Source organism: Paenibacillus sp. FSL R7-0652 (assembly GCF_038595045.1).
Lineage (GTDB): Bacteria > Bacillota > Bacilli > Paenibacillales > Paenibacillaceae > Paenibacillus.
Genome location: NZ_CP152001.1, coordinates 98330 through 110315, shown reverse-complemented (window position 1 = coordinate 110315; position 11986 = coordinate 98330). Strand labels below are relative to the sequence as shown.

The 11986-nt window shown below is 44.8% G+C and carries 13 protein-coding genes and 1 riboswitch; of the genes, 8 read left to right on the top strand and 5 right to left on the bottom strand.

Annotation, left to right across the window (positions count from 1 at the left end):
- Positions 1 to 4 precede the first annotated feature (4 nt).
- From MKY97_RS00515 to MKY97_RS00500, 4 genes are all read left to right on the top strand, one after another.
- Positions 5 to 850, top strand: coding sequence for a hypothetical protein (locus MKY97_RS00515; protein WP_342553649.1), 846 nt, complete (start codon positions 5 to 7; stop codon positions 848 to 850).
- Between the two features lie 262 nt (positions 851 to 1112).
- Positions 1113 to 1250: riboswitch (cyclic di-AMP (ydaO/yuaA leader) on the top strand.
- Positions 1251 to 1268: 18 nt separating this feature from the next.
- Entirely contained in the window at positions 1269 to 1724 is a 456-nt protein-coding gene (locus MKY97_RS00510; protein ID WP_342556190.1) for a C40 family peptidase, read from the top strand.
- Positions 1725 to 2083: 359 nt separating this feature from the next.
- A complete protein-coding gene (locus MKY97_RS00505) occupies positions 2084 to 2581 on the top strand; it encodes a GNAT family protein (protein WP_342553648.1) in 498 nt (165 codons plus the stop codon).
- Positions 2582 to 2729: 148 nt separating this feature from the next.
- Positions 2730 to 3086, top strand: coding sequence for a cytochrome c (locus MKY97_RS00500; protein ID WP_342553647.1), 357 nt, complete (start codon positions 2730 to 2732; stop codon positions 3084 to 3086).
- 98 nt (positions 3087 to 3184) lie between these two features.
- On the opposite strand, the gene MKY97_RS00495 is transcribed toward MKY97_RS00500, so the two are convergent.
- Positions 3185 to 3481, bottom strand: coding sequence for a 4a-hydroxytetrahydrobiopterin dehydratase (locus MKY97_RS00495; protein WP_272040500.1), 297 nt, complete (start codon positions 3479 to 3481; stop codon positions 3185 to 3187).
- Positions 3482 to 3696: 215 nt separating this feature from the next.
- Positions 3697 to 3990: a hypothetical protein gene (locus MKY97_RS00490; RefSeq protein WP_342553646.1), complete on the bottom strand. Its 294-nt coding sequence runs from the start codon at positions 3988 to 3990 to the stop codon at positions 3697 to 3699.
- 234 nt (positions 3991 to 4224) lie between these two features.
- Between MKY97_RS00490 and motA the strand changes: the two genes are divergently transcribed.
- Both motA and motB read left to right on the top strand, forming a co-directional pair.
- Entirely contained in the window at positions 4225 to 5025 is an 801-nt protein-coding gene (motA, locus tag MKY97_RS00485; protein ID WP_342556189.1) for a flagellar motor stator protein MotA, read from the top strand.
- On the top strand, positions 5012 to 5830 hold the full coding sequence (gene motB / locus MKY97_RS00480; RefSeq protein WP_342553645.1) for a flagellar motor protein MotB: 819 nt from the start codon (positions 5012 to 5014) through the stop codon (positions 5828 to 5830). The genes motA and motB overlap by 14 nt, the downstream gene beginning before the upstream one ends.
- Before the next feature lie 215 nt (positions 5831 to 6045).
- Here the strand turns inward: motB and MKY97_RS00475 are convergent, their stop codons facing one another.
- Together MKY97_RS00475 and MKY97_RS00470 are read right to left on the bottom strand one after the other, a co-directional pair.
- Complete coding sequence (locus MKY97_RS00475) at positions 6046 to 6747, bottom strand: pseudouridine synthase (RefSeq protein WP_342553644.1); 702 nt, start codon at positions 6745 to 6747, stop codon at positions 6046 to 6048.
- A gap of 18 nt (positions 6748 to 6765) precedes the next feature.
- On the bottom strand, positions 6766 to 9102 hold the full coding sequence (locus MKY97_RS00470) for an ATP-binding protein (protein ID WP_342553643.1): 2337 nt from the start codon (positions 9100 to 9102) through the stop codon (positions 6766 to 6768).
- A 372-nt stretch (positions 9103 to 9474) separates the two neighbouring features.
- Here MKY97_RS00470 and tadA point away from each other — a divergent pair, with 372 nt between their 5' ends.
- Positions 9475 to 9939, top strand: coding sequence for a tRNA adenosine(34) deaminase TadA (gene tadA, locus MKY97_RS00465; RefSeq protein WP_342556188.1), 465 nt, complete (start codon positions 9475 to 9477; stop codon positions 9937 to 9939).
- Positions 9940 to 9989: 50 nt separating this feature from the next.
- Positions 9990 to 10562, top strand: a complete 573-nt coding sequence (locus tag MKY97_RS00460; protein ID WP_342553642.1) for a GNAT family protein — start codon at positions 9990 to 9992, stop codon at positions 10560 to 10562.
- Between the two features lie 158 nt (positions 10563 to 10720).
- Here the strand turns inward: MKY97_RS00460 and MKY97_RS00455 are convergent, their stop codons facing one another.
- On the bottom strand, positions 10721 to 11818 hold the full coding sequence (locus tag MKY97_RS00455; RefSeq protein ID WP_342553641.1) for a hypothetical protein: 1098 nt from the start codon (positions 11816 to 11818) through the stop codon (positions 10721 to 10723).
- Positions 11819 to 11986 lie beyond the last annotated feature (168 nt).

Sequence of the window (11986 nt, the reverse complement as noted above, 5' to 3'; positions counted from 1 at the left end):
GACGGTGAAAGCAAAAATTCGCGAAGGCTGGTTTCTCGTCCGTCAGCATATGTTCATTGCTGCAATTTTATTTCTCTATCAGCTTGTATGGGGCTATTTTATCTACCGGTTGGTTCAGTCGGCAGTTGTTCCTCTACTGCTTCGTTATCCGACCGAGGATGCTGGAGAGCTGAGCACGCTTTTGTTCAAAATGGAAAGTCAGCTGCGTCTGTCCGGCCCTGAGGTCCAGCGTTATCTCTGGATTCTGGGAGGTATGCTGCTGCTTCGCCTGCTGATCAGCCCTCTTATTCAAGCAGGCCTGCTCTATTCCCTGCAGCATTTTAATACCGCAGAAGAACGTATTCCGTTCATCCGCGGCATCCAGAAATTGTGGAAATCGATGCTGCTGCTGCACCTCATTCGCACAATACTTATGCTGCTTCCCGCTTACTGGCTCATACCTAAACTGTATTCAATCTTCATGGACAGTTTCCATTCTATTCATCTACTGCTGCCCGGCATCCCATATGCTGCAGGATGGATCATCTACGGATGGATTGTGCACCATATGATGCTCTATATGCAGTTCGGTATCTCTGCTCCGGGAGAAGAAGGAAGTCTTCACGGAATGCTCAAAGGGCTCTGGATTGCTTTAACCCGCATCTTCACAGTGATTGGCATCATCCTGATACTCGGAATGGTGCACTTACTCATCTTTGGTGTATTCACATCTGCCTCATGGTTCTTGACCGGACTTACCGGACTGATCCTACAGCAGACATATCCGCTTGCCAGAAGCCTGCTCAGCATGTGGAAAGTATGTGCCCATTTCCGCTTATGGCAGTCCACATCGTCCCCTAATACTGACTAGATCATTTAAAAATTGTTACCATCTCATGTTAAACAATTCATCCATTGTGATGTGTAAATACGCAAACCTCGACCTTCCCCCGTCAAAGGTCGAGGTTTTTTTTGCTAATTTTACTGCTAAACGTTGCCAAAGCACCACTCCTCTGGTACAATAATCGCAGTGAGTTTTTAGTAACAACTTTGTAATCTTTAAATCCTTATTTGTAACAACTTTAAATCTAAACTTTAAAATTAAATTTTCTTTTCGTTTTTTTACAGGTGCACAACTAGCAGAGCCAAATTCCTTGCACCTGGGAAGCGGGGGAACCAGTTATGGGTGAATTGATCTTGATACAGAGGGATCATAGGGGACCTTCAACCGAATCCTTAAGCTAACCTCGCAGGCATTGGAAGGGGTATATCACTTGTTTAAGAAGAAATTGACCGCAGCAGTACTTAGCCTCACATTTGCATTATCACTTGGTGCAGGCAGCGCATTTGCAGATTCTAAGATGGATAAAGTCATCGATTCAGCAATGGGAACTACATACAAAAGCGGAGGCACAACGCTTGACGGTTTTGACTGCTCCGGTTTCACACGGTATGTATTCGACAAACTAGGTATTGATTTGGCTCGCCAATCCAGCTCTCAATATGACATGGGTGATTCCGTATCCCGCATGGAGATGAGACCTGGCGATCTGGTATTCTTCAACACAACAGGTAAAGGCGTATCTCATGTAGGTATTTTCGTAGGAGATGGCAAGTTTGCGCACTCTTCTTCTTCCAAAGGTGTAACCATCAGCTCTCTTAGCGAGAACTATTGGGCTAACCGCTACATTGGCGCTAAACGGATTATGAGCACGGACACATATGAGTCACTGGCCCTTGAGTAGGGACAAGCTGTAATCAACATGATGCTGGAACCATTAACTATACTGTAACGAAGTAGAAGCATAAATAGAACCGCCCGGTACATTCTCCGCAGGAATGTATCCGGCGGTTTTTTTGTACTTCTATCCCCCTGCAGCTGCTGCTCACATCCATCATTACATGTATGCGAACCATCAGGGTTCATTTTACTTCGTTTGTCCGTGCCCTTATGATGTTTTTACCCATCCCGTTATAATATAAACGGAATGAGCCGGACTTTTGTTTCATTTTTTTTCTGAAAATTGAAAACTTGCCAAATGAACAGCTCTTTTGTAGAGTGAACAAAGAACGGGTAACGGAAGAGAGGAGCACACACTGTTATATGAAGAATGAAGCCCCTTTGACGTTTCGTGTTGTACCGATGCAGGAAGAACACGCAGCACTTATATGCAGCTGGCAGTATGATCCGCCATACAATATTTACAGCTGGCTGCCTTGGGATCAGATGAAAGCACTGGAAGTCGAATTTGGAGATGCACGGCTGCGTCATGAGCAGTATGCGATTATCCTGGATCAACAGGATCAGGTCTATGGGTTTGCTCAATATTTTCCGCTTCAGGGTGTGACACGGATTGGCCTCGGAATGCGTCCGGAGAAGTGCGGTCAAGGACAGGGAAAAGCCTTTGTTACAGCTATCGTTCAAGAAGCCATTCGCCGTAATCCTTCTAACGAGATCGATCTTGAAGTACTTACCTGGAACAATCGCGCCATTCAGGTATATCTGAAATGCGGATTTGTCATCCAGGATACATATGAACGTCAAACCCCGACCGGCCTGATGCCCTTCCACTGCATGGTCTACGAGGGTCCGAGAGAGTAAATTGCAGATAAAATGGTCTCATTTTGTCTCTCTTTTGTGATTAGTTCAAAAAATTACCACAAAATGCTATGATGTAACGACAGCTTCCGTTATAATGATAGGGATAGTTTGGGTTAGATGATCTTTCATTCTGGAGGGGACACAAGGGATGCACAAATGGATCATGAGCGGGGTATTTTTTGCAGCATGTGCTTTAGCTATTGTTTTAATGTTTACGCTTCCAGGTAAAGAGGAAGCGGCTCAAGAAGCCAAACCGTCCATGCCTGAAGTAGCTATGGATGCCGGACAGGCTGAGACGCTGGTGAAAGCGAACTGCATCTCTTGTCACGGTGATCAGCTTCAAGGTGGGGTAGGTCCTGCACTTGCCAACATCGGCAGCAAGGATGATGTGGAGAAAATCTACTCTACCATTGTCAAAGGTAAAGGCGGCATGCCTTCTTTCAAAGGCAGACTGCAGGATGAGGAAATTGCTCACATCGCTATGTGGTTGGCAGAGAAAAAGTAAGCATTGCCGTTAAGACACGAAGACATCAAAGAGGCTCTCGTTCTCCCGGCCGGGAGGCAAGAGCCTCTTTTGCTGTTCGTTACCAGTATATCCTGAGATTATTCTGTTCTCATTTTTTCAAAGGCTTCGTTGTACTGCTCTGCTTCTTTAATGTCTACTGACGTAATGCCGCCCTCATCCCAAGATGTAAGACGCAGCGTAACCGTTGTATAATCAATAGTAATAAAAGGGTGATGATTGAATGCCTCCGAAATCGCTGCGACTTCGTCTACAAAGGCAATCCCTTTCATATAGTTAGAAAACACAAATTTGCGGACAATCCACCGTCCCTCTTCCAGTTCCCAGCCCTCAAGCCTTCCCAGATGAGCTTCGACTTCCTCTTGCGTAAAAACCATGCGTTATCTTCCTCCCCATATGATGAGACATCGCGGATCTTCATCCACATGACCATCGACACCTTTGCATGCTGCCCACACAGCCTTAAAGGCAGGCCACCGCCCTGCGGAAGCCTTTTTTCATGAGTATCATCTTACCACGTCAAAGCGCCAAAATCCATAGAATAGACAGCCAAAGCATTGAAGCATAAGGTATTGTCAACGATTCATATTTTTTAAATTAAGGGTACAAACGTCAACTCTTCTTCTCCAATTAAAATATGAATTCGGTGCTGTTCCTTATCATGGATAACAACCCCACTGCCAACCGGAATTACGGATTCCTCCCCAAGCGCATAGAACAAGTCTTCTGCAAGCGCCTCGTCTACCTCAAGCTGTTCCGGTTCTCCCAATCTGCTCCACTCTTCCTCATCCATTTCGAAGAAAACATAGCGATCCGGGATACGTCCGATCGCCGCTGTTAAATCTGTCAATATTCCTTCATAATCACGTCCATGCTTTACGCCCATTGACTTTTCACTCCTACTCACCCCATAAAGGGCGGATTTGATCTTATTATACCTGAAAATAACCCTTAAAAAAAAAGGCCCTCTGGTCGATAAATACTATACATGACCGTTTCAGTCGTTCCGGTGCCCTTGAGGGCTGCCGAACATGCAGCGGATTGCGGCGAAGCGTTCGTCCGGAAGCCCGAATTCAGCCGCTTGAAAGGATTCAATTTTATCTCATGGATGAGGTGTATGATGGAAATTTCAACGATTATTGGACTAGTTTTGGGATTGGTCTCCCTTGTACTCGGTATGTTCCTGAAGGGTGCGCCCCTAATCAACCTGGTTAATAACCCGGCAGCATACGTTATTATCTTTGTTGGTACAGCAGGGACGATTTTTATGGCGTTTCCGATGTCTGAAGTTAAAAAGATTCCGAAACTATTCGGTATCCTTTTCAAAAAGCAGCAGCTGATTGACCGCGTTTCTCTGATTGGCACATTTATGGACTGGGCTTCCACTACCCGTCGTGAAGGTTTGCTCGCACTGGAATCCAAAGTAGAAGAGATCGATGATCAATTTCTTCGTGGTGGCATGCGTATGATTATTGACGGTAATGACCAAGAGTTCGTCAGTGATGTACTGATGGAAGATATTCATGCAACCGAAGAACGACATCGAGGCGGCGCGTTGATCTTCGCTCAGGCGGGGATGTATGCACCAACACTCGGAGTTCTCGGGGCCGTAGTTGGTCTCATCGCGGCACTAGCCGACCTCAGTGACATGGAGAAGCTCTCTCATGCCATTGCGGCTGCATTTATCGCTACACTTCTCGGTATCTTTAGTGGTTACGTGTTATGGCACCCGATGTCTAACAAGCTGAAGCGGATGTCCAAGAAAGAGATGGAGATCAAGCTGATGATGGTTGAAGGATTGTTGTCGATCCAATCAGGTGTATCCACCATTGCCATCAACCAAAAGTTATCTGTATTCCTGACACCTTCCGAACGCAAACAACTGGAAGAGAAGGAGGGATCATCAGGTGAAAAAGGGTAAAAAACATGAACCGCATGAAGAACATATAGACGAAAGCTGGCTGCTTCCGTATTCTGATTTAATGACCTTGCTGCTCGCTTTGTTTATCACCCTGTTCTCCATGAGCTCACTCGATGCAGCCAAATTTGAGCAGATGGCTTCAGCACTAAGCAGCGCACTTAACGGAGGTACCGGTATTCTGGATCATACATCAATGAACCCGACGGACTCCAGCACTGATCTTGGCAAGAACAAGGAAATTCCGAAGGAAATTACGAAGAAAACACCAGCACAGATTACAGATGCCCAGATGGCTCAGAAGGAACAGGAGAATCTGGAGAAACTGAAGAAACAGCTCGACAAGTATATTGCTCAAAATGGACTTTCAGACCAACTGAATACGAAGCTCAATCAGTCTGAACTCAAAATCACTATTAGTGATAAAGCCCTGTTCTCCTCCGGACGAGCAGATGTGAAGCCTGAGTCGCGTTCACTCGCTAAAGCGATCTCCAGCATGCTGCAGGAGTTTCCTGAATACGAAGTTGTGGTATCAGGTCATACAGATAATGTGCCCATTTCCAATAACCAATATAAGGATAACTGGGATTTGAGTGCAGATCGAGCACTGAATTTCCTGAAGATTCTGCTGCTGAACACCCAACTGGACCCTTCGAAATTCACACCAAGTGGATATGGAGAGTACCACCCTGTCGCCAGTAATAATACCGGCTCTGGAAGAGCACAGAATCGACGTGTAGAAGTATCCATTATCCGGAAGTATCAAAGTAACAATACCAATGTAAAGTCTGTTGGCAGCGGCACCTAGCAGCCCTCAGCAGCATGTACGTCAAGACCGTTCTCTTTGAAGTTAAGGAGAACGGTCTTTTTCACTTTTTTTAAGAACACGATACGTCACGTACCCACAACAAAAAGCACTGTCTTCCTTATGGAGACAGTGCTCGATTCATCAAACTTACATGGAAAAGATCATCTCAATTTAACTCGTTTTACTAGAGGGCCACTTCAATTACTCTGGATTCTTTATTCCAGTGTATAATCCAGCAAGCTGCCGAGCTCTGCCTTTTCTGCGGCTGTTAGTTCTCTCCAGGATCCTGTCGCCTGTTCTCCAAGGCGAATGTTCATAATACGAACCCGCTTTAACTTGCGAACTTCGTATCCAAATGCACTGCACATCCGACGAATTTGACGATTTTTTCCCTCAGTCAAAATAATTCGAAAGACACGATCTGTCATTCTGGTAACTGTACAGGGCAGTGTCATTTCGCCCAGAATCTTGACACCCGTACTCATCCCTCTGAGGAAGCTCGGTGTAATCGTCCGATCTACCGTAACAATATATTCCTTTTCATGGCGGCCTTCCGATCTCAAAATGCGATTAACGATGTCACCATCATTCGTCATCAAAATCAAACCTTCCGAATCCTTATCCAGACGTCCAATCGGAAAGATTCGCTCATGGTGACCTACAAAATCAACGATGTTTCCCTGAATATGCTGCTCAGTTGTACTGGTGATACCAACGGGTTTGTTCAGCGCAATATACACATGTTTTTTCTTCTCGCTGATCGGCTTGCCATTAATTCGTACATCATCGCCATCTTCTGCCTGACTGCCAAGCTCTGCCTTGATACCATTAATGGTTACCTGACCACTTTCAATCAGCTTGTCGGCCGCTCGACGGGAGCAGTAACCTGTCTCACTAATAAATTTATTAATACGCAAAAGGTCATCTCACCTCATCTAGTTCTCTTCATCTGGTTGTTGTTCCGCTGGTTGATCTGCCTCCTGTAACTGTGTCTGCAGTTCAGAAGCCGGCAGTTCAATAATAACCGTCGTTCCTCTGTTCATCACGCTCTTAATATCCATCATGCCCTTATGGGATTGAATAATTCGCTGACTTACCATGAGACCCAGTCCTGTGCCGGACTCTTTATTGGTGAAGAACGGCTCCCCAAGCTTCGACATCATTTCTTCAGGAATACCGATACCTTCATCCCTGATTTCAATTCTAACCCGTTTGGCTGATTCATCAACCTTCAGTTTGATATGGATGCTTCCTCCGTTTGGCATAGCTTCCATACCATTCTTCAGCACATTGATAAACACCTGCTTCAACTGATTCTCTTCACAGTGTACCATAGCCGACTCTGATGAGGCTTGCAGCACAAACTCCACCCCGTGCAGATGGGCCTGACTATCCAGGAGTGAGATGACATCTCCAAGAATGAACCGGATATCCCGTTCCTGGAAATGAACCGCCTGAGGCTTTGCCAGAATCAAAAACTCACCGACAATCAGGTTAATCCGGTCAAGCTCAGATAACATCAGATCCAGATGACGGTGGTTCAGCTTATTGCTCTGCTGCTGAAGCTGCAGGAAACCACGCAGTGTCGTAAGCGGATTGCGTATTTCATGAGCTACGCCAGCAGCAAGCTGGCCTACTGTCGTCAGCTTCTCTGACCGTCTTAACAGCTCTTCCATCCGATTCCGGCTTGTAATGTCCCTGGATACACTGATTAGCGCTGTAATCTCACCAGCCTCGTCCCGCACAGGTGCCGTGCTTACACTGACTTCTACCCGGGTCCCATCTTTTTTCATCCAGATCGTTTCATTGGACGTAATCGACATCCCTTCAATAAGCTGTGCATGCTGCCGTTTCATTTCTTCTTCTGCCTCAGGCGGAATAATCTTCAGTAAACGCCCTTCCACCTCTCGACTGCGAAACCCATACAGCTGCTCAAATGCGCGGTTAACCCGCAGCACTTTTCCTTCAAGATCTGTTATATGAATCGCATCTGCAGTTTGATTAATGATGGACTCCAAATGCTCCTTAACCGCCCGATTTTCTTCATACATCTGTTTCAGCCGGCTTGTATAGTGGCCCAGATTGCGGATCATCGCATTAATCCGGTTAGCGAGCTGCCCCAGTTCATCCTTGCGTTTAATTTTCAAACGGAAATCAAAATGCCCATCTGCCACATCATTCACTTTGCCCAAAATGGACTGGATTGGACGTGTAATGTAACCAGCGAGCAGGTAACTTCCGAAGATCACTATCTCCAGCAGCACCAGAGATATTGAAGCATGGCTGACCAACTGCTCGGATACCATTGAGGATATTTGTTTGTAGTCCATGACAATACTGATCACGTAAGAAGACTCATTAGGTGTGAAAATCGGAATGAAGCTCTTCAAAACCTTCTGATCATGTGTTTCGCTCACAAACGACACATTCTGGCCTGTGCGGACTGCACGCACTACAGCACGATGATCTTCATCCACCGAACCGTACTGATACGTACCGAATCGGATCGGTCTGTTGTTCAGCTTACTAAAGTTTGTATCTCTTCCGTCGTCACGCATATCCGGGTTACCAAAAGTTAACGGATTGATGCCTGTAATCTCCAGTATGGAAGGATTGACTTCACGGATTTTCGTTAATATTTCATCCGGGCTCGAGATTTTCACATAGTCATCAACTTCAGTATTATTATAGAAGGGATTGATTATGTAGTTTCTCTTTCCATCATGATAATACCCCCAGATATCAATATCTGTAGGACTGGACGTTGAATATTCAAATCCGTCAGACCAGAAGTGATCCAGTTTCTGTCCTTGGGGAATTGTCACCTGCTGCTTCTCAAATAACTGCTTGAATGCCTGATACCAATATGTCATTGATTTCGTAGACAGACCAATCTCTCTTGGATCAGATGAACGGCTGACAACGATATCATCATCGGTCTGCTCCATGAGTGAAATATGAGATACACCTACTTTTTTACTTAAACGCACAAGCTCTTCATTGGTAATATTGCGGATGTCTGGATCCAATTCCTCAGCCGCCATAATGGAAGCAAGCCATAGATTGCTTCCAATCTGCCTTTTGACATAATCTGAACTATATTGATTTTGTTCGACAGAGATAGCAATTTGCTTCGCCGTAAGCACCATCTTGTTCTCGCTATCCTGCCTGAGATTCTCTTCTGTAGTATAATAACTCAGTGCGATATTTAATACCAAAATAACGAGCACCGAGCACGACATAATCATGGATAATTTCGTTTTAATAGACAAATTTTTTGTTCACCTCTCGGCTTATACCCTCTGGCGATATATGGCAAAACCTATACCCATCATAACGCTTGTATCACTATTTGAAAAGGATTATCGCCCTTTGTCCAAAAGTTACCGCCCAAGCTGAAATGAATCGAATTTTGTTGTATTTTTGATTTTCAACATATGCTATAAAATTAATCACTCTGTTTGTGCACATATCCACAGGCTTGTGGATATTATGTTTATAACTATGTGTGCAAATGCCTTTTTATCCACAGTTCTATACACAACATGTTAACAACCCGAATATCTGTTCGCTGAACAAACACGAATGGAAGGAGTTTCACACCCATGAATGATTATATTTCCCAGCCAGAAGATCTCAATGAAATGAACGAGGAGGCTCTGCATGAACATTGGATGAGGCAGGCTATTGCAGAAGCACAGAAGGCAGAGGCACTTGGTGAGGTGCCCATTGGCGCTGTCATTGTGCGTAACAACGAAATTATCGGCCGTGGGTATAACCTGCGGGAAACCACACTGGATTCTACTGCTCACGCTGAAATGGTGGCCATTCGTGAAGCCAGCGGAGTCATTGGAGCTTGGCGTTTGCTGGACTGTTCTCTGTACGTTACGCTCGAACCTTGTCCGATGTGTGCTGGCGCCATAGTGCAATCGAGGGTCCCACGTGTCATCTTTGGCACGGCTGACCCTAAGGCTGGCTGTGCAGGCACATTAATGAATCTGCTTCAGGAACCGCGTTTCAACCATCGCACCGAAGTCATTCCGGATATTCTTCAACCCGAGTGTTCTACGATGCTCACCCAATTTTTTAGACGATTGCGAAAAAAGTAATTCACTCAACACGTAATTAAAAAGCAATGGAAGAAAGGATGTTTGCTGCAATGCCACTAACACTATATGATACTGCACATGGTATAAGTCTTCGTCTGCTTACTGTCCAGGATGCGCAGGCCTATCTTGAACTCATTCAGCTTACCCGTATCCCATATCAGCCTGTTGAACCCGTCCGGGAAGATGATTTTTATACCTTCGAGGCACAGACTCAGCGAATCAAAGATCGAGTTAGAGCCGCTGATGAAGGCACAGGTTATCAATTTGGTATTTTCACGATTAAAGATGACCTGCTCATTGGGCAAGTCAGTCTGAACAATGTTGTACTCGGCGTCGCCAACTACGCAGATATGGGTTATTTTATCCATCCTGACTATCAAGGAGGCGGGCGTATGACGGCCGCAGTTAAACTGGCTGTGGCATACGGCTTTCGTGCCCTGAGGTTGAATCGGGTACAGGCAGCTGTTCTTCCTTCGAATAAAGGCTCTCGTCGGGTACTTGAGAAAAATGGATTCCGGCCGGAGGGTATCGCTCGTAAATACCTGAAAATTAACGGCATCTATCAAGATCATCAAATCTACGCTGTGCTTGCGGAGGATTTGGAGAATGAACTGCAGCGCTAGCTGGTATAGGCTTTGGCTGTTAGTTTTCTACATACCCGTAACCGCACTGTCTTGTAAAAAGGACTGTGCGGTTTTTTAATAGAAAAAACCGCCTGTATCCAGACGGGAGAAGTTCCTCCTCCGCTTGAATAACAGACGGTTTCACTGGGTTTCAGATCTTAATATCCACCGTAGGAAGAATTCATCATTTTCTCGAACTCTTCCATTGTAATTACATCATCGCCAGTTGGGATATTGATCTTGAATGCTGGCTTTTCATTAATTTTGGTATACGTGTTAGAACCGGTAAATGCCAATTTCACTTCATCTTTTGTATCTTCCGGTTTGATCAGCATGTCAGCGACCATTTTTTGATATACCGGGAAGTCATTTTTGTCCAAAGCAAAGTCGATGTTAAACGTGTTAATTGTCAGTACATTTTTCAACTTATCCAGATCTTTAGCCATTTCAGCCTGATCTGCTTCAGTGATTTTCAAATCTTCTTTAGCTTTATCGATGTCTGCTTGGCTCAGCTGCAGCATATCCCGATATTCTTCTTTGGAGACAATATCCATTACTTTAGGCAGCGCTTTGGTTACCAGAACAGTAACAGCTTCTTTCACATTGTCATTGTTTACTGAGAATTGTACTACCTGCTTAGCATCTACACCTTCAGGCAGCTTTGCATCTTTGGTATCCAGGTTTTTGAAAAACTTCTGTTGATCGTACTCACCCAGCACAGCATCCATAATTTCGTTGCTCAGCTTTTGTGTTTTGGCAGCATCCATTGCATCAGGATTGAACTCGGTACCTTCCTGCTCTGCCAGCTTTTTCAGATCAAATTCAATAAATTTATTAACGATATTCTCTGGAATCGGCAGGAATGGAATATTCGGTACTTTGACATACAACTTCTCTTTGGTCATCACCATAGGAATATTGAACGTCATGCCCATATCGCCTTTAAGCTCGATACCAACGGTCATCTCTGTCTGCATTGGCTCACTTTGATATACACCCGTAACATTCAGCTGTGCATCCTTCAGCATGCTCATAAACTGCGTCATGCTTGGATCAGTCTGAGAAGCATCACCAGGTTTATAGCTCAATTCATTAATAGTAAAGTTGGAATTCAGTTCATACGACGTTAATTTGGAAGCATTGGCTGCAGCCGTCTTCAATGCCTCTTTTGGTTCCTGCTTGCTTCCACATGCTGTTAAAGCCAAAGATACGGTTAACAACAACGTAAGAAGAAGCGCCCCCATGCGTTTAGTCATTTGTTTCTCTCCTCTCGTGATAACCCCAAAAAAATAATTCAATACCAATGATATACCATATCGGAAAATACTGAAACCTCATTTGGGAAAATTGTGATTTTTTCTCTTTAAAATGGCTAGAAAGACCTATGTCAGAGCTCCGGATCATCTGACTGCTAGTCTTTACAT